Origin of the sequence: Arthrobacter sp. KN11-1C (assembly GCF_052180225.1) — a bacterium.
Taxonomy (GTDB): domain Bacteria; phylum Actinomycetota; class Actinomycetes; order Actinomycetales; family Micrococcaceae; genus Arthrobacter.
In genome coordinates this window covers 488002-511469 of the sequence record NZ_CP197467.1, presented here as the reverse complement: position 1 = coordinate 511469, position 23468 = coordinate 488002, and the positions used below count along the sequence as shown (strand labels likewise).

The following is a 23468-nucleotide window of genomic DNA, read 5'->3' as shown; positions in this document are numbered from 1 at the left end:
ACTTTAAGGTTATCTTCAGGCTTTTGGCAGGTTGAAGTGTTAGTGAAAGAGTTTTCTCGGCGCACTGCTTCTCACCCGACAACGGTGGAGTGGTGCTCAGACTTTTCGACCGGCACCCGGTCGACTTTTTTGGGGGAGTTTCATGGTGCTGCCTTTCGTCGTCCGTCGGCTTATCTCGATATCCGTGCTCGCGGGGTTGGTAACTGCATCGGTTGGTGTATCGGCATTCGCCCTGCCCGCTGAACCAGAACTCCGCAGCGAAATCACGGCAGCTACCCAAGCGCGGATTTCGGGTCAGGATGTCCTGGTAGAGGAACTCACCACGGCAACGGAACATGTTGTTGCCAAACCGGATGGGCGGCTGGAGAAAACTCTTTCCTCGGAGCCTGTCCGAATGAAGAAGGACGGCGCCTGGCGGGACATTTCCACCGATCTTTCCATTTCTTACGGCGCCGATGGCGCTGTCCTTCGGCCGGCGATGACCCCGGTACAGATGGAAATAGGCGCTGGCGGTTCTGACCATATGGCCGTGATCGACGACGGCCAAGGAAGGTCCGTAAAGGAAAAATGGCCCTTTGGACCTCTGCCGACTCCCGTTGTCACCGGCAATACTGCAACATACCAAAGTGTCCTACCGCGCGTGGATCTGGTCCAGGTCGCCCATAGCCATGGCGTGTCGCAGGTACTGAAGATCCACGACAGGCAAGCGGCCGAGGATCCTCGTGTGGCGAGGATGCGGTTCAACTTGGACACCCGCGGGGTCGAGGTTGAGTCGGATGGGGTGGGAGGCATTGTTGCCAAGCGGCAGTCCGACGGTAAAGAAGCGTTCAGTACGAGCAAAGGTCAGTGGTGGGATTCGTCCCACCCTGACGCAGACGCAACGGATCCGGGCGGACCGGGCATCACCCGCCCCTTTAACCTGCATCTAGACAAGAGTGGCGGCAAAACAGCCGAGGTCTTCGGCATGGATGAAATCCTTGGGGCGAACAACGTTCAGTTCCCGATCTATGTTGACCCCGAGTGGAGCGCAGGCAGCTGGGCGTACCTATATGTCGACTCGGCGTACCCCAGCACCTCGTACTGGAACGGCCGCTACACAGATTCCACCACACATGTTGGATACCTGCCGGCCTCATGGGCGCCGGATGCCATAGCCCACACCACAAGATCGTTCTGGCAATTCAACATCTCGCCCATGAACGGCAAGAAGATCATGGCTGCCAAGTTCAATGTCGTCGAGACGTGGGCTTCTTCCTGCACGCCGACACCTGTAAGTGCCTGGGTCACCGGGGCCGTGCAAGACGGCACCAATTGGAACTCCCAGCCCAACTGGAGCCAAGCACAGCACCTGGATACCCGCACCGTGGCCTATGGCTACGTTGGCTGCGGCCAGGCGACCGTGGGTTTCGACATGATGAAACGCGCAGACTGGCTGGGAAGCAATAACCAATGGACCGTGGGCCTCAAAGCGGACAACGAGTCCGACCCTCTCGGCTGGAAACGCTTCGCAAACACCGCCCAGGTCATCATCACCTACGGAACGGCACCAAATGCACCGGTCCTGAATTCGATTTCCGGATGCGGACTCACATGCGCCGAGATGATCACCCGGTACAACCAGCCGACCCTCCAGCTGACCGCAGACGACCCCGACGGAGATCCCGGCGGCACCATTTACATCTGGATTTCGGTCTTCAACACGTCGGGAGCGACGGTCGCCTCTACGTCTGTTGGCCGCCCCGTACCTGGCTCCGGAGGCAGCACAACTTGGCAGGTCCCCTCTTCCCTGTCAGATGGCATATACACGCTGCAGTATCAAACCTCTGATCAACAGGGCATGACGTCTCCGGTAGCGTCCAAGAAATTCACAGTGAACACCACAGCCCCTGCCGCACCACAGATCCGTGCGGGGGATCCTGCGATGATGATGGATCCCAATTTCTACACCAATGCTGTAGTCGGCGTCACTCCGGTGTCGTATTCCATCGTGAACAAAGGTTCAACGCCAGTTAAAGGATTCGTCTACGCCGTCACTGCAGGCAGCGGCCAGCCCGACTATCCGAAGAGCGCCGGCGCGCTCGCGTGCGGACAGCGAACCGGCCCGTTTGTCGTTGTTTGCCCCACGGATGGCAGATCCGCCAACGTCACGGTGGCCGCCGTTGGGCTGAAGACTACGCTCTCGGTCTGGGCATTCGACTATGCGGGCAATGTCAGCCTTCAGACTGAGAGCGAACCCCAGTCCGTGACGTTCGATGTCGGCAAGATGGCGCCCGCCCCGGCGACTATCGCACCCGTGACGGTAACGAGCGGAGCTCAATGGGTCGACGTTCCGGCCAGCCGGGGTGTCCCTTCCCCGGTCGCGGGATGCATGGTTCCTGAGGCCACAACGCCCGCCACCACAGCCTCCCGCGCACTTCGCGTTCCGGCAGCAGGCGCTTACGCCAAGACGCTGGAGGCCGCGGTGGACAACTCGCAGAGCTTCAGCTTCAGCGGATGGTTCTGCCCAACTGCTCCTTCAGCGACCAATCGGCAGGTTGCCCTTGGACAGTTGAGTGATGCCGGAACAGTGGGCTCGCTTCTTGGGCTCTCCACGCAACACCTGTGGCAGCTAGGCGCCTACGATACCTCCAGCCCCTCCCTGTTCAAGGAGGTGTCGCAGGATCTGGTGGAAGGCGCCGCATCCCAGCAGTGGTACTTCATCGGCGCGGTCTACGACAAGATCAACGCCCAACTTCGGATCACGATTTCATCCACTCGGGGCGTGAAAACTTGGGTGATTGCCACGGCTGCCACCTCCCACACCCCATCGACCGGGGGCTCCCCGGCCGTCTTGGGAACGGCCAATCCGGCACAGCCCGCCGCAGACCAGTTCACTGGACTGATCTATCGACCGGTCATGGCCCAAGGAACCCTCGTCGACTCCCAGTTCGGGGTCGCCTGGGATGCCTTCCCGTCTCGTGAAGGGATTCTCGTCAAGTGAAAAGCCTAAACGCCGTCTCCCGGATCCTCCTCGTCGGTACTCTCTCATCTGCCGTAGCCGTGGCCGGTTCAGCACTGGCCCCCCAGCCGGTGGCGGCCTCACCTGTTTCAGTCGACATTCAAGCGCTTCGCTCCGCCATGCCCACCATCGCATCGTCTGCGTGGCAGAACCCAAGAACCACGGCCCCGGTACTGACTACGCCACAGGCTCCGGGAACCCGGATGACCGTGATCGGGACGCAGCTGAGTGTTCCTTCCCTTCAAGGCACGGCGCTCACAGCCGCTGATCCAGGTGCGCAGAACTCCACCGCGATTCCCGGAGCCGGATCCGGAAACTGGGGAGCGGCGGGCCAGCTCGGAGCCTTCACCTGGGATTACCCGTTCCCCGGTCGAAAAGCTCCGGCAGGCCAGACGCCGTCGTTGTCCCTGTCGTACGATTCAAGCCGCGTCGATGGCCTGACCAGCGCCACGAATAGCCAAGCGAGTGTTGTTGGCGACGGATGGGCACTCTCAGGCGCGGGATTCATTCGGCAGACGTTCACGCCCTGCAAGGACCAGAATGTTTCCGGTTCCTACGACCTGTGCGGCAATCCGACAGGCCCGAGCCTCTCGATTTCGTTTGGCGGCCGCAACACCCAGCTCGTGAAAGACACGGCGACCGGGATCTGGAAGCTTCAATCCGATGACAATACGCGCATCGAGTACCTGAGGAATCCAGGAAGCAACGGAACCTTCGACGGCGGCTATTGGAAGCTCACTGACGCCTCGGGCACCCAATACTTCTTCGGCCGCAACAAGCTCCCCGGATGGGTCGCTGGAAACGCCACGACCAACTCCGCCAGCCGGGTTCCCGTAGGGGCCGCTTCAGCGAACCAGCCCTGCGCTGCGGCGGCCTTCAAGGATTCCCTCTGCCAACAGGCCTGGATGTGGAACTTGGACCACGTGGTGGATCTCAACGGCAACACCCAAACGTATTACTACGAGCAGGAGATGAACTGGTACAACTCCGCAGCCGGAACAGGCGCGCGACTGGACTACACCAGGGCTGCCAGGCTATCCAAAATCGAGTACGGCATGCGTGCCGGCAACGAACTGGCGGGAACCGCGCCTCTGCGTCTCTCGCTTGACTATTCCGCGCGATGCGGAAACATCGACTGCCTCAAAGGCAACGACATCCCAAGCGGGTATGCCTGCCAGCAGTCCGGCACGTGCAACACCATGTCACCGACCTTCTACACCGATCAGCGGCTCACCAAGGTCCAGGCATCCACGCGGCTTGCCTCCGGTACTTACCAAGCCGCAGACCAATGGACGCTTGCGCACACCATGGCCGATCCGGGTGACGGCACGAAACCGGCCCTGTGGCTCGGCTCCGTAACGCATACGGGGGCCAATATCGCGACCGGCAAGGGCGCAGTCGTCGTCGACCCCCCAACAGTTTTCGGCGGCCAGACCCTGCAAAACCGGGTTTGGGTCACCGACGGCCTGGCTCCCCTTAATCGCTATCGGATCTCGAGTGTGAAAACTCCAGCGGGAGCTGTTACCTCGGTCATTTACCATGCAGCCGAGTGCAGCCCCACAAACTTGCCTGCCAGCCCGGAAACGAACACCAAACGTTGCTTCCCGCAATGGTGGGCACCGATGGCTCCCATCGCCCAGGCGCCCCGGATGGACTATTTCCACATCTACCCGGTGGCCCGCGTGTCAACGAACCCCGGGCCTGGCTCCGACTCCAGCACCGATGTGGAAACCCGCTACGAATACCTCGGAACACCCGCATGGAAATACGCCGGAGCCAAGTACGTCGCTGGCACCGGCGGATCCCAGACAACGTGGTCCGCCGCCGCAGGCTGGCAAGACGTAAAGACCATAGTGGGCACACCCGATCAGCCCACCAACAACGGCGTCACCACCAGCACCTACTTGCGCGGGCTTCACGGCACGCCCGCGAATACGGCCGGCGGCCTTCGGACCTCCAGCATCACCGTCGACGGCGGCAAAGTCATCGACGACTCCCCGGTGCACGCCGGCAAACTCGTTCAAGTCCAGTCCTTCAACGGAGTCAATGGGCCACTTCTGAGTTCGACAGTGAACGAGCCCTGGTCATCTTCTCCCACCGCCACAGACACAGCCCGAGGCACAACGGCACAACTCAGCGGAACGCTACGGACAACAACGCGCGAATCGAGTTCGGCTGCCGGCGGGTGGACAACATCCACCGTGACCAACACCTTCGATTCCTACGGTCGTTCTACGGCGATAAGCAGCAGCACCGACGCCACTCTGACCAGCGACGACACCTGCACCGTTTCTGTCTACGCGGACAACGTCTCTGCCAATATCCTCAGTGCACCCGCCCAGTCCTCACTTTCCACAGGACTCTGCAGCCTTCAAGGGACTGTCACGGGAAGCATCCTCAAAGCAACCCGTGTCTTCTACGAAGACGGAACCTCAGCCATGCCGGGCAGCCTTGGATACAAGGCGCCCGCGAAGCCCCAGGCGACACGATCCGACAAGGCCGTGACCGCCATCGGGCAGGAAGTCACGCAGTGGCAGACGGGCCCGACGCAACAGTTCGACAGCCTTGGGCGAGTGATCGCATCAACTGACCGGAGCACCGGGAAGGACCGACGCAGCACCATCGCCTATTCCCCGACCACGGGTCCGCCGACCATCATCACGTCGACGAATCCCCTCAACTGGCAGACAGTCATCACCCTTGATTCCGTGCGTGGGTCGATCCTCACTTCCACCGACGCAAACGGCGCAATCACGAGTACTGACTACGACGCCAGCGGACGCACAACAGCCATATGGGATCCCCTGCGTCCCAAGGCCACAAATCCTGACCCGACAAAGTCGTTCGAATACAACGTCTCGCAGACTGCTCCATCATGGATCCGCACCAACCTACGTAACAGCTCAAACGGGAACATCGCGACCTTCCAGATCCTGGATGGCCTCGGCCGGCTCCGGCAGACCCAGCGGCTCTCGCCTCCGGGCGGCACCATCGCCACCGACGCGATCTATAACGGCAACGGCGAACGCCGCCTCGTCCGCAACGACTACTACCTCTCGGAGTCCCCCAGCGGGACTCTCCGGATCCCCGCAGTCGCCGTCCCTTCATCCACCGATTTCAGCTACGACGGCGCCGGAAGAGTCACCAAGACCCGTGCCTTGGCCAACGACAACCAGGAACTGTGGGCCACCACAATTTCATACCCCGCCAAGGACACCACCACCGTCACCGGCCCTGCCGGGAAACCGGCCACCACTGTCGTCGTTGACGCTTCAGGCAATCCCGTGTTGCGCAAAGTCTTCCGCTCCGAATCAGCATCGGGACCTAGCGATGACACCAGCTACGGCTACGACGCGGCAGGCCAAAGGACAACCGTTAGTTCCCTCGGCAGCACCTGGTCATGGGAATACGACCTCCTCGGTCGAGAAACTAAGTCAATTGACCCAGACGCGGGAATCACCAGCGCTACGTATGATCCTGGGGGACGACAGGTCAGCACCACGGATGGCAACGGCACGAAACTTGAGACCGCCTTTGACGATCTCGACCGCCCTGTTCGCACCACCGCGACGGTTGGTGGAACGGCTAAGACACTGGACACCCGCACGTACGACCTTGAACGACGTGGCACGATTTCCGAAGCCGTCCGATACAACGGAACGAACTACGACCAGCCCGTCAAAACAACGCAGTCCGGGTTCAATAGCGCCAATCAGCCCACCAGCACCACCACGGTTCTGCCTACAAGCATGGCTAGCTTGGCCGGAAGTTACACCACCACGAAAAGCTACAAACAGAATGGCCTGCCCGATGTCCTGAACCTTCCAGCTATCAAGACCCTTCCGGCCGAAACCCTCTATTACGGCTACGACAACTTTGACAATCCGATCTCGGTCGACAACGAGGCCTGGGAGATCTTCGCGGGGAACGCGCAGTACGACGTACTTGGAAGCCTTTCCTCGTTTGAGCAAAGTGAACCGAACTCCCTCAACCCGTCCGTAGAATCAGCCGGGCTGCAGACCAACTACTTCAAGTGGGATGCCACTACCGGACGGCTAAGCAAACAGACCACTACCAATTGGGCCAAGAACCAGACCAGGACGGTTGCCGAGACCGCGTACACGTATGACCCCGCTGGCAAGATAACCGCCAAGACATCCCCGGAGGAAGTCGAGTGCTACAACTACGACTACGCCGAACGTCTCACCGGCGTCTGGACACCATCTAACCGCTCCTGCGCCTCGGGCTTTAGCGCGACTGGACTAGGCGGCCCTGCCCCCTATGCCCAGCAATACTCTTACACCGCGGCCGGAGACCGTGCACAAGTCAAGCGCTACAGCGCGTCCGGTGTCCTCAGTATGACCGAAGACTACACCTACCCGGTCGCCGGTACAGCGGGCGCCCACCGTGCCCAAAAGGTCACAACGACGCCGGCAGGAGCCGCCGCGACCCATACCCTCGGTTGGAACGACGGCGGCCAACTCACCAACCGCGCGGGTCAAAGCCTGACCTACACCGCCGATGGCAAACTCGGCACCACCAGCGCGTCGGCAACTCTTCCCTTGAACCCCAACAGGAGCCCGGCATCCACCGGCACAGGCAGCACGGGAACTCGCTTCTACGACGCGGCCGGAAGCCTCGTCGGCATCACTGATGGCACGGGAACCACCGCGCTTCTCGCTGATGCCACAGTGCATGTCTCCTCTACGGGCGCAGCCACCGGTACCCGGAGCATCTCCTTCGCTGGCCAAACGGTTGCACAGCGGGTCACGACGACTACCGGAACCAAGATCCAGTTCCTGACCCCTGATGCCGTCAATACCTCCACCGCGATCACGCAAAGCATCTCCGGTGCACCGGGAACCGTCAGTGCTAAACGCTATTCGGACCCCTTCGGACTCGAACGCGGTCAAACCCAGGCAGCTTCCACCGCGAACAACGCCGCCAACCCCGCCGGGTTCTCCGCGGCGAACGGATACCTCTCCGGGCTCGCAGACGCCGGAACTTCACTCACGCATCTCGGGGCACGCGACTACGATCCCGTGCTCGGGATCTTCACCGCCCCTGACCCCGTCTACAACTGGGGATCCCAAGGCGGATATTCACCATTCACGTACTCCAACAACGACCCGGTGAACCAGTCGGATGCTAGCGGGCTCTGCCCATTGTGCCTGGTCTTGGCCATCCCCGGTGTCAAAGAGGCCATAATCGGCGCCGCCGTCATAATCGGTGGCTACATCGTCGGAAAGTATATGGACACACACCCCGTCCAGCTCCCTGCGATTAGACTTCCCTCGTTCCCCAGCACCGCTGCTTCCTCCTCCTCCGCGGCCGGAAACCAACTACCTATTGGGGCAAGTTCTTCAGCTTCAATACCGTTTCCGAGACCGATGGTCGGAACCACCGCGGCGGCGGCTCCCCCTACCTGGGTGACCACTTATCCCACGGCCTACCCGGGACCTCGAGGTCGCCAAGGCGGCGGTTCAGGCGGCCCGTCAACGTCGGTGAGCCAGGCAGCCGCGGCTGCTGCTGCCGCGGCGGCCGCAGCAGCGGCCGAAGCTGCGCGCATCGCAGCCCTCATCGCCCAGAACGCCGCCATGCACGCCGCTTCAACGGCCGCCGTCGCGCAAATGGGCAACAAGAATAACGCCGACAACGCGGCCAGCGCGGGCTCACCGGGGGCTGTGGGTGGTGCCAGCGGAGGCGCACTTCCACCGGATGACGAGGACGATCCGATCCAGTGGATCAAGGACAATCTCCCGCGCGGACTCCAAAAAAGGAATCGTGAGGCTGTCGACGAGGACCACATCGCAGACCTCTATGACGCAATGACCAAGAACAGGGTGAGCGAACGTGGATATAACACGTCAGGGAAGGACTTCCTCGAAAGTATGATGGAAAACGGCCATCGGATTTCGTGGCGAAGTGGATCCGATTCCGGCGGTCCAACGATCGAGTACATCGTCAAAGGGGTGATCAAATGGAAAATCCATCTTCCTTTGAAGTGACTCGTAAGTTAAGCCTATGGTCCAAGCAGCTCACTCGGGAATGGCTGGAGGATTGGATCGCGGCAGGGGATCTTGGTCGTGCGGCCTTCGATGCCGGATGGCGGGCACCTGTGGATCAAGTCGTGATGGCCATGGGGATTCTTGCTGAGCTATTTACATTCGGTCTCGCGGCAAATATCGCTAGTGATACAAAGAACAGGCAGCAGAATCTCGACTACCAGGACATTTGCAAAGCAATTTTCTCCCCCAATCTCCCTACAGGAGTCGATCAAGCTGCATCTTTTTCAGCATTTCCCGAAACGGGCCGGGTTGTCGTTCTCAGTCCCACGGATCTCGGTCGCGAAGTCGCAAGTTTAGTAGACCCGGATCTCGATGAGATCGAACTCCCGGATCGTCAACCTTGGATAGACAGATTAGCCCCATCCGAGCACGAGGACGCTGTTGAGATCGTCATGAGCAGGCCTGGCGCCGTCGGCCGGACGGTGCTAAGAATTGGCAACGGCAAGGTATTTGGGCCTGAGGTGTTCTTCAAAGCTGCCTACGATTTTGGTTACGAAGATCCAAGGGATCAGGCGGTTGTAAGCTTTGGAACCCTTTCGCATCTGCTGACCACCAAGGCAATCACCGCGGGAACGCTCCACGACGGAATGTTCATTTCGGATGCCCGAGACCTCGCCCATATCTACAGCGATCTCGCCAACTGGTGGTTCACCGAATCAGCTTCCCTGATGCATGACAGTCGCATCTCGTACAAGCCTCGCATACCCCGCCCGACAGCTCCAAAGAACACAGCATTCGCTCTCCTCACCCCATCGATGCACTAAAATACGGACGAGCGGGCGAATGCCTGATGGTCGTTTCGAAAGCGACTGGACCGTCTTGACGAGGATCATCAATTTTCAGCTCGGCGCGCCGTGTCAATTTCGATGAGAAATCGGTTAGCCGATGAGCTTGAAAAGGATGAAGTCGCCAACCAAACTGTCGCGCGATTAGGCAGGAGCATGAAACGCAAGAATTAATTTAAGCCATTTCTGGCCGGAACCACACGCGATCTACCCCTTAAGGAACTGGGTAAATGGAGAATCCATATCCCAAAGAGTTGATAGAACTCCTCAGCATGTGGTCGAAACAGCTCACGCTTGAGTGGCACCGGGACACCATATTTGCCATAGACCTTGGTCAGGCAGCCATGAACGCCGGATGGCGGTCCCCGGTGGACAAAGTCGTCATGGGTCTGGGAATGGTGGCTGAACTGTACGCCTTCGAACTGGCCTACAACATCGCCAACAAACGGGCACCGAACGAACAGGACCTCGACTTCCGGGACGTCTGCGAAGGACTCACGATAGGCGAGAGCATCGTCATTGATGGACAGGAGTTCTTCCATGATTTTCCGTTAGGAGGTGCCGTTGTTGAGCTTCAACCGACGCCGCTTGGCTCCCAAGTAGGAGACCTCGTCGACAGCGATCTGTCGTGGGTTGAGCTCCCCGACAAGACACCCCTCATCAACGAAGCCGTCCCCGAAACCGACCCCGACGAAACCGACTTCTTCCGTCCTGGCGCCGCAGGCCGCGCCGCCCTGCTTATCGGCGGAAACGGAATCCGGACCCCTCAAACCTTCTTCCAAGCAGCACACCGCCTCGGATACACCAACTCAAGAAACCAAGCAGTCCTCGGCTTCGGCACACTCGCCCACCTCCTGACCACGGGAGCGATCACCGCCGGCACACTCCACGGCACCGCAATCACACCCGATGACCGTAAAGCCGCCCAAATTTACCGCGACCTCGCACATTGGTGGTTCACAGAAGCACCAAACCTCGAATACAACACCTGGATCACCCCAATACCCCGCCCCGCTCCCCCACCAACCCCAGTCAACACAGCATTCGCCCCCCAACTCGGGGACTGTATCGCGTTTTGGCCGGAAAGGGGGCGTAGTCGATGAGCGCGCCCCAGTTCGGCCTTATGGATTGCGTCGTACCCATTGTGACCCTTCCTAATAGCCCGATGCCGGGTTCCCCGTTCGGGCTCATGAATCCAGGTCCGTATGCCGTGTGGGCACTGGCACAGCGGCGAGAAACCGGTCTACTCGACGTATACGTTTCACGCTGGGGAAGTTCCAAAGCTCCGTCATGGCGACCTCTGGCTCTCTTCGAGGCCATCAGCGTCCCCTTCAGCCTTGGTTGGACGAGCCAAGTTGTTCCAGACTGTCTGCGCGACGATCCCCATTGGAACCAATATGACCGCCCGTACAGCACAATGATGGCTTCGCCGGCGTTCCTGAACGACCTTGACTACTTGCGTGACGTGGAATTGGGAGGTCCAACGCTCTCGGCCGGCTTCTATGATCAGGTCGGACGGGACCTCCCATCGACCATTTCGAAAGCAGTCATAGGGGTGCTGCCAACTCTGCGAGAATTCGCTGACCCAGATTCATTGGTGACCGCTTCAGCTTTGATCATCGCCGGCGAAATCGAATTGGCGCTCGACAGCATGGAATCGGAATTTGCGAACCTTCAGCTCGATGGACAACCCCTCGCCACACACGTACATGCTTTGAGGGAAATACTGCGACTCTATGCACGCAATTGAAGAAGTTTCGAATGCTTCCAAGAGGACCGGGCGTTCGAAGAAGCCGACCGTTGGAATTCACGTCTGTCGTGACAATCCAAACCTAGACATTCGCGGACGGCGCACCGCGCTCAAGCCCACCTACGATATGACCACCGTCAGCGGGGCAAACGCTCCGAGGCCCTGCGTTTAGTGCATCGTCCCGAACTTAGTGTTGTACCGGTACATGAACGCGGCCATCGCGTTCCGATTGACCGCTAGATACGGCCGGTAGGTTTTGCTTCCATCGGACTCGGTCCAGCCCGTACTGATGCCGCTGTTTGCGAGCCAGGTGATCTGCTTGTAGAACGGGTTGTCAATGGCGACGTCGGCGAATGGTGAAGTCGCCGGCGCTGTGAAGGCCGGGCTACCCGCGAGGCGGTACATGAAGGCTGCCATGGCGTCTCGGTTAACCGAAAGATACGGACGGTAGGTTTTGCTTTTATCGGCCTCGGTCCAACCGGTACTGATGCCGCTGTTTGCAAGCCAAGTGATCTGTTTGTAGAACGGGTTGCTGGTGGCGACGTCGGTGAATGGCGACGTCGCCGGAGGGGTGAATGCCGGGCTGCCCATCAGGCGGTACATGAACGCGGCCATTGCGTCCCGAGCTACCGGCGTCAGGGGGTTATAGTTCCTCGACCCGTCGGACGCAGTCCATCCAGTGGAGATGCCGCGGGAACCGAGCCAGTTGATTTCGGACGTGAACGGATCCCCGGAAATGTCCGAGAAGATGGGGCCAGGGTTGGTGGCGAAGTCGGTCAGCTGAGTGAGGGTGCCGTTGAAGATGTCCTGGTCCCCGGGGAAGATGCCTGAATCGGAGTTCTGCCACAAGGTGTAGTCTGGCCAGCCGACCGGCAGCTGCCCGGGGTCAGTTGCCCAAGACGAGAGATGTAGCGGGTGGTTCCCGAATCCGGCCGCGCCACCGGTACAGTCCGTCCACCAACTGGTGGAAGTGTAAATGGCAGGCAGGCGCCCGGTCCTGGACAGAATGGTCGAGGCGAAATCGGAGATCCAATTCACCATGTCACCCTGGCTCAACCCGTAGCATTCGCTTCCATAGGGATTGGGTTCCAAGTCCAAGAGGGCAGGAAGCGTCTTCCCGTCCGGGGTCCAGGCTGCGCCGCTCTGCAGAAAGTAGTTGGCTTGGTCCGCTCCGGACGACGCGTCGGGCAGCGCGAAGTGGTAGGCGCCGTGGAGGAGTCCGGCGTTTGCCGATCCGGCATATTGGCTGGCGAAGTACGGGTTGGCGTAGCCAGTGCCCTCGCTGGCCTTGACATAGGCGAACTTGGCGCCATTTGCGGCCGCGGTGGACCAGTCCACATCTCCTTGGTGGCTGCTGACATCCATCCCCGGCACCCCTGAGGCCACCGAAGCGGGCGTTACGGCCTGGGCAGACATCCGCATTTGCGGAGCGGGATCGTGGCTGCGGACGGTTGAACCCATCGCGTGGTCATTCGAGGTACTTGATGTCGCGGACGGGGATGGGGACGGCGGAGTCGTCGCGGGTGACGCGGAAGCAGCGCCCGCTCCGGGCGCGGCGAGGACGATGCCCGCCACTAGAACAGCTACGTACCCGGCGGCGCCCTTCCGTATGCGGGGCCGAACAGGATTCTGCCGCCTGGGGGCGCGCGGGATCGACGCGTTCATATGGAATTTCCTTCCGTTTTGGCAACGGACGAGACCCGCGCCTGCCATCAAACGCCCGCAGGAGCGGACGTGACGGATACTATCAGCTCAAATCAAGACGAATGACAAACCGGCAGGATCCGCGGTGCGGGTCGGGTCCCTTTCAAACAACGACGACGACGGCGGCGCTCCAGACAGTGCCAGCCGGGCACCAGGACTCCCCCGCGAAAAGGCGCGGGCCGCTTCCCCTGTCAAAGAATTAATCCAGAATCTATTCTGTTGATGAACCGGTACACATACGGTCCATCAGGCCACCGGCACGTCCCGGGAAGCCCATCCCGCTCCGGGGGCCGTCTCTATGAGGAGGCGTCCATGTCCACTCCCGATGTGCCGACCCGGGGGCCCGCAAGGCCCGGTCCGTATATCGCGGCCGGAATCCTGCTGGCCATCGCCATTCTGGTTCCGCTGCTCGTTCCCGCGTATTCGATTGATCAACCGCGGTTCGCCGGCATGCCGTTCTTCTACTGGTACCAAATGCTCTGGGTCCCTATCACCGCGGGCATGGTGGGCATCTCCTATCGCTTGGTCACCAAAGAGGACCGTCGCCGCCGGGAGGCAGTGCGGGGTGGACGTGGCGCACGCGCTGAGGAGCAGGAACAATGAGGGCGCTCACTGTCCCGCTGGCGACCACAGCGGATCGGCCCGTCAACGGCGTCGCGCTCACCGTCGTCGTCGTCCTCTTCATCCTGGTGGCGGTCCTGGGCTTCTTCGCCGCACGCTGGCGCGCGGGCAACGAGACGGGCCTGCACAGTCTCGATGAGTGGGGCCTTGGCGGCCGCGGTTTCGGAACATGGGTCACGTGGTTCCTCCTCGGCGGGGACCTCTACACGGCCTACACGTTCGTGGCCGTGCCGGCGGCAATGTGGGCCACCGGCGCCGTGAGCGGCTTCTTCGCCGTGCCGTACACGATCGTGCTCTACCCGATCGTGTTCCTCTTGATGAGCCGTTTGTGGTCGGTCTCGCACCGGCACGGGTTCGTCACACCGGCTGACTTCGTGGGCGGGCGCTATGGCAGCAGGGCGCTGACGGTTGCTGTGGCCCTCACTGGCATTGTCGCGACCATGCCCTACATCGCGTTGCAATTGGTTGGCATCAAGGCGGTGCTCACCGTGCTGGGCCTCGGCAGCGCGCAGAATGTGCTGCTGACCGACTTGCCCCTCATCATCGCCTTCGTGGTCCTGGCCGCCTACACCTACACCTCGGGCCTGCGGGCGCCGGCGCTTATCGCCGTCGTGAAGGATCTGCTGATCTATCTTGCGGTAATCGTTGCCGTGATCTACCTGCCCATCAAGTTCGGGGGCTGGGACAACATCTTCGGTGCAGCCCAGACGAAACTCGACGCCGTCAGCCCGGCCACAGGCAAGCCGGCAGGCGTCTTCATTCCGGGTGCCGCCAGCTATTCCGCGTACTGGACACTGGCCCTTGGCTCGGCCATGGCGCTGTTCATGTATCCGCACTCGGTTACCGGGGTCCTGGCGACCAAGAGCAGGAACACCATCCGCAAGAACGCCGCGGTTCTACCTCTGTATTCGCTCATGCTGGGGTTCCTTGCGCTCCTGGGTTACGCGGCCATTTCCGCGGGCACCAAGCCGATTGACCTGAACGGCGCCGTCAATCCGCAACTGGTGGTTCCGCAACTGTTCCTGGACAACTTCCCCGCATGGTTTGCCGGTATTGCCCTGGCGGCTATCGCCATCGGCGCGTTGGTCCCGGCCGCCATCATGTCGATCGCTGCCGCCAACCTGTTCACCCGCAATATCTACCGGGACCTGATACGGCCCGACGCCGACCCGCGGCAGGAAGCGAAGGTCTCCAAGATCGCCTCGCTCGTGGTGAAGTTCGGGGCGCTGATCTTCGTGATCGCGATGGACCAGTCGGCCGCCATCAATATGCAGCTCCTCGGCGGCATCTGGATCCTGCAGACCTTCCCGGCGATCGTGGCAGGGCTGTACACCCGCTGGTTCCACCGCTGGGCGCTCTTCGCAGGCTGGGTAGCCGGGATTGGCTACGGCACCGTCGCGGCGTACAACGTGGTCAACCCCGTGACGAAGGCTAACTTCGGTGGCTCCATCGCTGCCATCCCCGGCACCAACGTGCAGGTCTACATCGCCGTTGTGGCATTCGCGATCAACCTCATTATTGCTGCCGTCCTGTCCCTGGTTTTCCGCGCGATGAAGCTCCCCGATGGAAAGGACATCACCCGGAACTCGGACTACGGAGCAGACGAGGACGATCCGAAAGTTGCCCAGCTCCAGCGCCAGTACCCGCTGGGCGAAACGGGAGGCGGCACGTTCTAACTGGAGCTGCGCGCTAGCGCTTCGTTTGGACACGACGACGGCGGCGCGCGCCTCTTCGCTGCAGCCACGCGAGGTGCCGCTCATGGCGGCGCATCGTTTCGTGCGGCGGGCGTGTTTCAGCGCGGGCGTTTTCCGGCGTGCCTAGGCTGGTTGGCGTAGTTCTTGTCGGTGGCGCCGGTTAAACAGGTCCCCGAAATAGTGCGCAGCCATGGCGGGAGGGTCTGTGCCCTGCATCCCCACTCCTGGCAGGGGTGGGGCTTTGGATCGGTAGTGGTGTCCGGTGGGGGTGCGGATCTCGAGGACATGCCGTGTCCCGGGGCTGGTTGTTGCTGTCCTAGTTTCTGGTGGCCTGGTTCGTGCTGTCCAGCCGGGGAGTTCTTTGGTGTGGTTGCAGGCTTCGCACAGGCCTGCCCCGTTGGCCAGGGTGGTGGGTCCGCCGTCGTGCCAGGGGATGATGTGGTCGAAATGGCGGATCGGTGCGTCGCAGTACGGGGTGCGGCAGGTGTCGTCGCGGGCCTGGATGAAGCATCGCAAACCCGCCGGGAAAAGCCGGGCGCGGGAGTCGACGCCGACCAGTTCCCCGGTTCCGGGGGCTGTGAAGAGGCGCCGGAGCCAGACCTTCAGATCGTGGTCTTGGGCAACTTGGCCAGGTTCGACCGCGGTCTGGCCGCGTTTGGCGTTGGCGGTGTCGTTGAGTAGTGTCCGTGCCCAGCCGGCGGGGACGATCCCGTAGCCGGTCAGCCTGGCCGGTTCGGCATCGCCTTGGAAGAGGGTGCGGTCGGTCATGACGAGCTGGACCTCTACCCCGCAAATCCCTGCCGGGGTGCCGGTGGTGCGTTCGACCAGGGCGTCGGCCATGATCTGCCCCCGGGTCCGGGTCTCCTCTGCGGTGTTGCGGAGGGTGTCGGCGTGCCGGGTCAGGGCCGCGTGCACGGCCACGCCCTGCGCGACCGGGAGCAGGGCGGTCAGATAGGTCATGGTGTCCGGTGCCGGGCGCAGGCTCACGTGCCGCTCGGTGGCGGCGTGGCTGGCTCGTTGGGTGACCGTACGGGGGTCCCGACGGTAGGCCGCGGCCCGGGCGGCGGAGATGATGGCCTTGTCTCCTGCGCCGTCGAAGGTTCCGGTGTCGGCGGCGAGTTCCTCGTCCACGGCGCAGCGGTCTTCGGCGGACAGGCAGGCTGTCTCCTTCACGAGCAGGGTCGCGCGCCATTCGTTCAGCTGCCCGGTGTCCAAGGCCGCGAGGGTGTGCGGCATCTCCGTCACGAGGGCCTTCGCGAACCCGAAGAGCCGGGATCCTTTGGCGGGAGATTCCCGCCGGGCCAAGGCCACCTGGGCTGCCACCCCGCGTCCCAGTTCGTCGGCCGGAACCCCCGCCGCCGCGTCGGCGCTGCGCTGGGCGGCGTCGAACGCGACAGCGATCTTGGCCTGTGCAGCCGCGACCGCCGACTTCAAATCCTCCAGTGCCCGCAACTGGTCGATCAGGTCAGCACTTTCGGAGCCTGGCCGAAGCGATCGCACGGCGCCGATAAGATCCCGCACCCGGACCCCTGGCACGGCAGCATCCGGACCCGCGTCGCCGGTCGGCGCGCCTGATCCGATCAGCTGTGTTTTCCGAATTCCGGCCATAACCAAAGCATTTCAGGGACCCCTGACATTAATAGGCCCGAGAACCTGGACTGGGCAGAAAATCTTGAAAAGTAGCCGGATTTTTGGGGACGGCAGCGAAGAACACAGACAGCCCGGCCATCACTCGAGCCACTGATAGGCGTAGGCTATCGATCGATTCGGAAGACCGCCTAACGGAGGAGCCGCACCGTGGACACGCGAAAACTAAAGTACTTCCTCGCCGTCGTCGACCACGACGGGTTCAACCGCGCCGCCGAACATCTGCTGATCGCCCAGCCCTCGCTTTCGCAGACCATCGCGAGCCTCGAGAAAGAGCTCGGCGTTCCGCTTTTCCACCGCATCGGCCGCAGGGCAGTCCTCAGCGAAGCCGGCAAAGAACTGGTCGGCCCGGCGCGCCTCGTCATGCGGGATCTCGACGCCGCGCAATCAGCTGTCCAGTCGCTCCGCGGAATCAGAAGCGGTCGCCTCGACATCATCACCATGCCCTCCCCCGGCATCGAGCCGCTGACGTCCATGATCGCCGCCTTCACCAAGGCGTACCCGGAGGTCCGGCTCAACGTCAGTGCCGCATTCACTCCCGAAGAGGTGATCGAATCCGTCCGGAACGGCAGCTCCGAGATCGGGCTGGCCGGATCCCCTACTCCGATTCTCGTGCCCGGCGTCCAGGTCCTAGAACTCGAAAAGCAACCGCTCATCCTGATCGTCAACCCGCAGGCCGACACCTTCGGCGCCGAGCGAACGGCCATCCAACGCGAGGATCTCGGAGGTCAGCGCATTATTGCGAGCCAGCGAGGCTCCCTCATGCGTTGGCTGGTGGATGACGCCCTGGCGCACGGGGTCGAGGTGGAAATCGTCGTCGAAGTCGCGCACCGGACCTCGATCTTGCCCCTGGTTTTGGCGGGCGTCGGGCATGCGGTGATGCCGTCGTCGTGGGCTCCCACCGCGCACAAGGCGGGGCTCCGCACCCTGCTCATCGAACCGGTAAGTCACCTGGACGTCGCGGTGCTCAGCCGCAAGGACAACCTCACCCCCGCGGCCAAGGCGTTCTTGAAGGTCGCTGCGGAACACACCGAGCGCACCAACGGCCAGGACCAATAGGCTCTACCTATCAGTCGTATCGAAACTAAGTCTTGGACGCCGCCTACCGGCCGCCCGTCTACTTGAAGAGGAAGGCAGTGTGACTCTGCTAACAAACTCAACGAGTAGGTAGGCATGAGCGCCACCCAGAAATTCAGCATTGCATCGATCCCCGCAGACGGCGTCGGCAAGGAAGTTGTCTCCGCCGGCCGCCGCGTCCTGGACGCCCTGGCCGCGAACTCCAACGGCAAGTTCGCCTTTGAATGGACCGAGTTCCCGTGGGGCTGCGGCTACTACGAGAAGACCGGCCAAATGATGGACCCCAAGGGCCTGGACGCCCTCAAGGACTTCGACGCCATCTACTTCGGAGCCGTCGGCTGGGAGAACGTCCCGGACCACATCAGCCTCTGGGGCCTGCGCCTGAACATCACCCAGAACTTCGACCAGTGGGCCAACATCCGCCCGGTCAAGTTCCTCCCCGGCATTCAGTCCCCGCTCCGCAAGGCTGACAACACGGAGCTCAACTGGATCGTGGTCCGCGAAAACAGCGAAGGTGAGTACGCCGGTCTCGGCGGCCGCAACTTGAGCGGTCGCGGCCCCGGTAACGAAGTGGCGCTGCAAACCGCACTGTTCACCGAAAAGGGCTGCGAGCGCATCATGCGTTTCGCGTTCGAGCTCGCACGGACCCGCACGGTCAAGAAGGTCTCGTCCGTCACCAAGTCCAACGCCCAGCAATACGGCATGGTCCTCTGGGACGAAACCTTCAAGCGCGTCGCCCTGGACTACCCTGACGTCCAGACCGAGAGCGTCCTGGTCGACGCTATGAGCGCCAAGTTCATCCTCCACCCCGAGGAGTTGTCGGTGGTGGTCGCGTCCAACCTGAACGCTGACATCCTCTCCGACCTCGGCTCCGCCCTCGCCGGCAGCCTCGGCCTCGCCGCTAGTGCCAACCTTAACCCGGAGCGCCGCTTCCCATCGATGTTTGAGCCCGTCCACGGGTCCGCGCCCGACATCGCCGGCAAGGGCATCAGCAACCCGATCGGCGCGATCGCCAGCGCCGCGTTGATGCTGGACCACTTTGGCCTGCACGAAGAAGCCCGCCTGGTCGAGGCCGCCATCGAGCAGACCACCTCCGCCGGGTTCTTGACCCGCGACGTCGGCGGTGAAGCCACCACGGACGACGTCACCGAAGCGATCATCAAGACACTTACGCACTCCCTTGCGGCAGTCTGACCCGCCCCGATCTGAAGTTAGCGCTCGACGGCGGCCAGCCAGCCGCCGTCGAACGCTCCACAACCGCAACGCTTCACAACACTTAAGACCATCTCCACAGACATTCCACAATGAGGTAGGAATCATGGGACACACATCAACCGCCGGTCATCCGACTCCGGCCCCCAAAAAGCGCTGGTACAGGCAGCTGTATTTCTGGGTCCTGACCGCCATTCTCATCGGCGTCGTGCTCGGCTGGCTCGCGCCGACCGCGGGCATCGCCATGGAACCGATCGGGACTACGTTCGTCAATGCGATGAGGATGCTCATCGGGCCGATCGTTTTCCTGACCATCGTCGGCGGGATCGCGAGCGTCGCGGACCTCAAGAAGGTCGGGATGACGGGCCTCAAGGCTCTCACGTACTTCCAGGTCGGCACCATTTGTGCGCTGGTGTTCGGCCTGGTGGCGATCAATATCTTCCGCCTTGGCGAAGGCGTCAACGCAAGTGCCGGCACCTTCAAGACCACCGCCGCCGCGGCCCAGCTTATCGATGCCGGCGCGCACCAGGAATGGTGGCAATTCCTGACCAACATCATCCCCACGAGCGTCGTCCAGCCCTTCGTTGCGGGCGATATTCTCCAGATCATCTTCATCGCGGTTGTCTTCGGGATCGCGTTGAACGCGATGGGCAAGCTCGGCGCACCGGTACTCGACGGCGTGCAGCGGCTCACCGGCGTGATGTTCAAGATCCTGGGCTTCATCATGAAGGCCGCGCCGCTGGGCGCCTTCGGTGCCATGTCCTTTGCAGTCGGCAAGTACGGCGTGTCCTCCCTGACCAGCATGGGCGGGCTGATCGCGCTCTTCTATGTCACCTCGATCCTCTTTGTGGTGGTGGTCCTCGGCTCCGTCATGGCGTTCCTGAAGCTCAACATCTTCACGATGATCAGGCACTTCAAAGAGGAATACCTGATCATCCTGGGCACCTCGACCGCCGAACCTGCGCTGCCGGGGCTGATGCGCAAGCTCGAACACGCGGGGGTCAAAAAGGAAACCGTGGGGCTCGTTGTCCCCACCGGCTACAGCTTCAACCTCGACGGCGCCGCGATCTACCTTTCCCTGGCAGCCGTATATATCGCCCAGGCCACCAACACGCACCTGAGTATCGGCCAGCAATTGGGCCTCATCGCAATCATGCTGCTTACGTCCAAGGGTGCTGCAGGGGTTGCGGGCGGCGGTTTCATCGCCCTCACCGCTACGTTGGCGACCATCGGCACCATCCCGGCTGCGGGCATCATGCTCATCTTCGGCATCGACAAGTTCATGTCCGAATGCCGCGCCCTCGTGAACTTCACCGGCAATGCTGTCGCCACCCTGTTCGTCGCTTGGTGGGACCGCACCCTCGACGCCGACCGCGTCCGCCGCGTCTTCGCCGGCGAAGTCGTGGAGCCTGTACAGGTGCCTGAAGTTCCCACGTCCGCTGCCGCCGTCGAGCCTTTTCAGCCCGCTGAGCACCGCCGGGCATACTCGGAATCCATCTGACATGAGTAACGCAACTGCCCCGAAGACTGTCCTCATCGCGCCCGACAAGTTCAAAGGCAGCCTCACCGCCGGCGAGGTGGGGGACGCCTTGGCAACAGGGCTCCGTTCCGCCGGAGCGGTTCGGTGTGAGCTGCTGCCGCTGGCGGACGGGGGTGACGGCAGCGTGGATGCCGCCGTCGCCTCCGGCTTCGCCCGCCACGCCGTAGTGGTCCCGGGCCCGACCGGACAGCCCGTGCAAGCGAGCATCGCATTCGACGGCGTCACTGCGGTTGTGGAGGTAGCGAACACTTGCGGTTTGGGGCTGTTGCCGGACGGACGGCTCTTGCCGCTTGATGCGTCGAGCCGCGGCTTTGGCGAGGCTGTTCTCTTTGCTCTTTCGCTGCGGCCTGCGCGGATCGTCCTCGCGCTCGGCGGTAGCGCCAGCACCGACGGAGGAATGGGCATGCTCACCGCCCTGGGCTTCCGCTTCCTCGACGCTTCCGGGGGTTCTTTGGATGGCAACGGCCGGAATCTTGGGCTTGTTCATTCCGTTGTTGGGGCGTTGCTTACCGGGCTGATTGGTGTGGACCTCATTGTCGCGAGCGACGTGCACAACCCGCTGTGCGGTCCGCACGGTGCGCCTGCGGTGTTTGGTCCGCAGAAGGGCGCATCGCTTGCGGATGTTGCAGCGCTCGACGCCGGTCTGACGCACTTTGTTTCTGTGCTCGCTTCCGCGGGGTTTGCGGATGCAGCTTCCGTTGCCGGGCATCCCGGTGCCGGAAGCGCCGGCGGGATCGGCTTCGCGTGCATGCTGCTCGGTGCCTCTCAGGTCTCCGGGGCGGACTACTTCCTCGACCTCCTGGACTTCGACACCCGCAAGGAAGGGTGCGATCTGGTGGTGACCGGCGAGGGCAGCATAGATGAGCAGACCTTGTCCGGAAAGCTGCCGGCCGCCGTCGCACGCCGCTCCGGCGCCCGGCCGATCATCGCCGTCGCGGGCCGCTCGTTGTTGCCGCGGGAGCGATGGGCCGAGATGTCGATCTCGCGCGTCTACGCGCTGGCGGACTACACGGACCGGGACTCGTCGAAGGATCCCGGGCTTTCGGCGGAACTCTTGCGGCGGATCGGGCGGGAGATCGGGGAGGCGCTGCTGTAGGCCCGCGCGTGAGCAGACACGCTCCTCCTCCGTGATCTCTTGGTGCCGCTGGTTTACGGTTGGCTCAATATCGGGTTTGCTCAAGGGGGACGCATGGAATTCGAAGAACGGCTCTCGGCACTTGCAGCAAAGGTGCGTCAGCAGCGTGAGGCTATTCAAACCGAGGAAGCAACGAAGAACGCATTCGTCATGCCCTTCATCTCAACGATCCTCGGCTACGACGTTTTCAACCCTCTTGAGGTCGTGCCGGAGTTCACAGCGGATGTAGGGATCAAGAAAGGCGAGAAGATCGACTACGCCATCGTGAAGGACGGCGAGATACAGATCCTCATCGAGTGCAAGAAGTCCATGGGACCAGTAAGGATCGAACACGCGTCTCAGCTGTTCCGCTATTTTGCAGTGACAAATGCGCGGATCGCCATACTCACGAACGGCGAGGTGTATCAGTTTTTTACTGATCTCGATGCCCCGAACCGTATGGACGAAAAACCTTTCCTGGTGCTGGACCTCAATGAGATAGATGATTCGCTCCTGCCAGAGATCCAGAAACTTTCAAAAGACGTCTTCGATCTGGACTCGATCATCAACGCAGCTGGCGAACTGAAATACATCGGCGAGCTGAAACGGACCTTGGCTGCACAATTCCGCGAACCTGAAGACGAGTGGGTCAAGTTCTTGACAACGCGGGTATACACCGGCCCGTATACGCAGCGTGTGCGCGAACAGTTCACTTCGCTCGTCAAAAAGGCATCGAAGCAGTTTCTCAATGATCAGGCGAACGATCGTCTTAAGAAGGCCCTCGGCTCTCAGACCTTTACCCAGGTCGACGATTCGGCAATTCTTCCGAATATGGCTAGTGATCCGGCAGCCGACACCGATCTCGTTGAAATCGGTGGTGTTGTGCCGACCGCCGAAGAAATTGAGGGGTATCAGATTGTCCGCGCGATTGTTTGCAGCAATGTAAAGCCCTCAAGGGTCTTCCAGCGCGACGCCAAGTCCTACTTCGCGGTACTTCTCGATGACAACAACCGCCGGCCCATAGCGCGTCTGCACTTCAACAGAGCCCAGAAGTACATCGGACTCTTCGACGAACACAAAGAGGAACGGCGTGTTCCCATCGACACTCTTGAAGACATTTACGAACACGCTGACGCACTTCGCGCCAGCGTGAAGGGCTACCTATAGCATCTGTCGGCTGGGTGGCGGCGGCGATTCGGATGGAAATGTTCACAACTAAGTTCTTCGGGGAAACGCCGGACTAACTAGCGGGGACACG

14 protein-coding genes are annotated in these 23468 nt (G+C 61.7%); 12 read left to right on the top strand and 2 right to left on the bottom strand.

Going from position 1 to position 23468, the window contains the following annotated elements:
• Positions 1 to 142: 142 nt before the first annotated feature.
• The 5 genes from ACSBOX_RS02445 (at position 143) to ACSBOX_RS02425 (ending at position 11601) form a co-directional block, all read left to right on the top strand.
• Positions 143 to 2980 carry a hypothetical protein gene (locus ACSBOX_RS02445; protein WP_442544640.1) on the top strand — a complete coding sequence of 946 codons (2838 nt, stop codon included), beginning with the start codon at positions 143 to 145 and terminating at the stop codon, positions 2978 to 2980.
• On the top strand, positions 2977 to 9006 hold the full coding sequence (locus tag ACSBOX_RS02440) for an RHS repeat-associated core domain-containing protein (RefSeq protein ID WP_442544639.1): 6030 nt from the start codon (positions 2977 to 2979) through the stop codon (positions 9004 to 9006). The genes ACSBOX_RS02445 and ACSBOX_RS02440 overlap by 4 nt, the downstream gene beginning before the upstream one ends.
• Positions 8979 to 9830 carry a hypothetical protein gene (locus tag ACSBOX_RS02435; protein ID WP_442544638.1) on the top strand — a complete coding sequence of 284 codons (852 nt, stop codon included), beginning with the start codon at positions 8979 to 8981 and terminating at the stop codon, positions 9828 to 9830. The genes ACSBOX_RS02440 and ACSBOX_RS02435 overlap by 28 nt, the downstream gene beginning before the upstream one ends.
• Before the next feature lie 251 nt (positions 9831 to 10081).
• The gene (locus tag ACSBOX_RS02430) at positions 10082 to 10954 is read left to right on the top strand and encodes a hypothetical protein (RefSeq protein ID WP_442544637.1); all 873 of its coding nucleotides are present in this window, start codon (positions 10082 to 10084) and stop codon (positions 10952 to 10954) included.
• A complete protein-coding gene (locus tag ACSBOX_RS02425) occupies positions 10951 to 11601 on the top strand; it encodes a hypothetical protein (protein ID WP_442544636.1) in 651 nt (216 codons plus the stop codon). The genes ACSBOX_RS02430 and ACSBOX_RS02425 overlap by 4 nt, the downstream gene beginning before the upstream one ends.
• Positions 11602 to 11769: 168 nt before the next feature.
• On the opposite strand, the gene ACSBOX_RS02420 is transcribed toward ACSBOX_RS02425, so the two are convergent.
• Entirely contained in the window at positions 11770 to 13266 is a 1497-nt protein-coding gene (locus ACSBOX_RS02420) for a lysozyme (RefSeq protein WP_442544635.1), read from the bottom strand.
• 351 nt (positions 13267 to 13617) lie between these two features.
• Between ACSBOX_RS02420 and ACSBOX_RS02415 the strand changes: the two genes are divergently transcribed.
• Together ACSBOX_RS02415 and mctP are read left to right on the top strand one after the other, a co-directional pair.
• Entirely contained in the window at positions 13618 to 13908 is a 291-nt protein-coding gene (locus ACSBOX_RS02415) for a DUF3311 domain-containing protein (RefSeq protein WP_442544634.1), read from the top strand.
• On the top strand, positions 13905 to 15602 hold the full coding sequence (mctP, locus tag ACSBOX_RS02410) for a monocarboxylate uptake permease MctP (RefSeq protein WP_442544633.1): 1698 nt from the start codon (positions 13905 to 13907) through the stop codon (positions 15600 to 15602). Before ACSBOX_RS02415 ends, mctP begins: the two co-directional genes overlap by 4 nt.
• A gap of 141 nt (positions 15603 to 15743) precedes the next feature.
• Here mctP and ACSBOX_RS02405 read toward each other — a convergent pair whose 3' ends face one another.
• Positions 15744 to 17228 (bottom strand): HNH endonuclease, encoded by a 1485-nt coding sequence (locus tag ACSBOX_RS02405; protein WP_442544632.1) that lies wholly within the window; start codon positions 17226 to 17228, stop codon positions 15744 to 15746.
• Between the two features lie 189 nt (positions 17229 to 17417).
• Between ACSBOX_RS02405 and ACSBOX_RS02400 the strand changes: the two genes are divergently transcribed.
• The 5 genes from ACSBOX_RS02400 to ACSBOX_RS02380 all read left to right on the top strand — a co-directional run bounded on the left by ACSBOX_RS02400 (position 17418) and on the right by ACSBOX_RS02380 (position 23377).
• Positions 17418 to 18326, top strand: coding sequence for a LysR family transcriptional regulator (locus ACSBOX_RS02400; RefSeq protein ID WP_442544631.1), 909 nt, complete (start codon positions 17418 to 17420; stop codon positions 18324 to 18326).
• Between the two features lie 114 nt (positions 18327 to 18440).
• Positions 18441 to 19538 (top strand): tartrate dehydrogenase, encoded by a 1098-nt coding sequence (locus ACSBOX_RS02395; protein WP_442544630.1) that lies wholly within the window; start codon positions 18441 to 18443, stop codon positions 19536 to 19538.
• A 124-nt stretch (positions 19539 to 19662) separates the two neighbouring features.
• The gene (gene dctA / locus ACSBOX_RS02390) at positions 19663 to 21057 is read left to right on the top strand and encodes a C4-dicarboxylate transporter DctA (protein ID WP_442544629.1); all 1395 of its coding nucleotides are present in this window, start codon (positions 19663 to 19665) and stop codon (positions 21055 to 21057) included.
• 1 nt (position 21058) lies between these two features.
• Entirely contained in the window at positions 21059 to 22192 is a 1134-nt protein-coding gene (locus ACSBOX_RS02385; RefSeq protein ID WP_442544628.1) for a glycerate kinase, read from the top strand.
• Positions 22193 to 22285: 93 nt separating this feature from the next.
• The gene (locus ACSBOX_RS02380) at positions 22286 to 23377 is read left to right on the top strand and encodes a type I restriction endonuclease (RefSeq protein WP_442544627.1); all 1092 of its coding nucleotides are present in this window, start codon (positions 22286 to 22288) and stop codon (positions 23375 to 23377) included.
• Positions 23378 to 23468: the final 91 nt, after the last annotated feature.

Bases quoted from the DNA above. Each gene is read 5' to 3' on its own strand.
- ACSBOX_RS02445 (WP_442544640.1), top strand. From the start codon at position 143: ATGGTGCTGCCTTTCGTCGTCCGTCGGCTTATCTCGATATCCGTGCTC.
- ACSBOX_RS02435 (WP_442544638.1), top strand. From the start codon at position 8,979: ATGGAAAATCCATCTTCCTTTGAAGTGACTCGTAAGTTAAGCCTATGG.
- ACSBOX_RS02430 (WP_442544637.1), top strand. From the start codon at position 10,082: ATGGAGAATCCATATCCCAAAGAGTTGATAGAACTCCTCAGCATGTGG.
- ACSBOX_RS02425 (WP_442544636.1), top strand. From the start codon at position 10,951: ATGAGCGCGCCCCAGTTCGGCCTTATGGATTGCGTCGTACCCATTGTG.
- ACSBOX_RS02420 (WP_442544635.1), bottom strand. From the start codon at position 13,266: ATGAACGCGTCGATCCCGCGCGCCCCCAGGCGGCAGAATCCTGTTCGG.
- ACSBOX_RS02415 (WP_442544634.1), top strand. From the start codon at position 13,618: ATGTCCACTCCCGATGTGCCGACCCGGGGGCCCGCAAGGCCCGGTCCG.
- mctP (WP_442544633.1), top strand. From the start codon at position 13,905: ATGAGGGCGCTCACTGTCCCGCTGGCGACCACAGCGGATCGGCCCGTC.
- ACSBOX_RS02405 (WP_442544632.1), bottom strand. From the start codon at position 17,228: ATGGCCGGAATTCGGAAAACACAGCTGATCGGATCAGGCGCGCCGACC.
- ACSBOX_RS02395 (WP_442544630.1), top strand. From the start codon at position 18,441: ATGAGCGCCACCCAGAAATTCAGCATTGCATCGATCCCCGCAGACGGC.
- dctA (WP_442544629.1), top strand. From the start codon at position 19,663: ATGGGACACACATCAACCGCCGGTCATCCGACTCCGGCCCCCAAAAAG.
- ACSBOX_RS02385 (WP_442544628.1), top strand. From the start codon at position 21,059: ATGAGTAACGCAACTGCCCCGAAGACTGTCCTCATCGCGCCCGACAAG.
- ACSBOX_RS02380 (WP_442544627.1), top strand. From the start codon at position 22,286: ATGGAATTCGAAGAACGGCTCTCGGCACTTGCAGCAAAGGTGCGTCAG.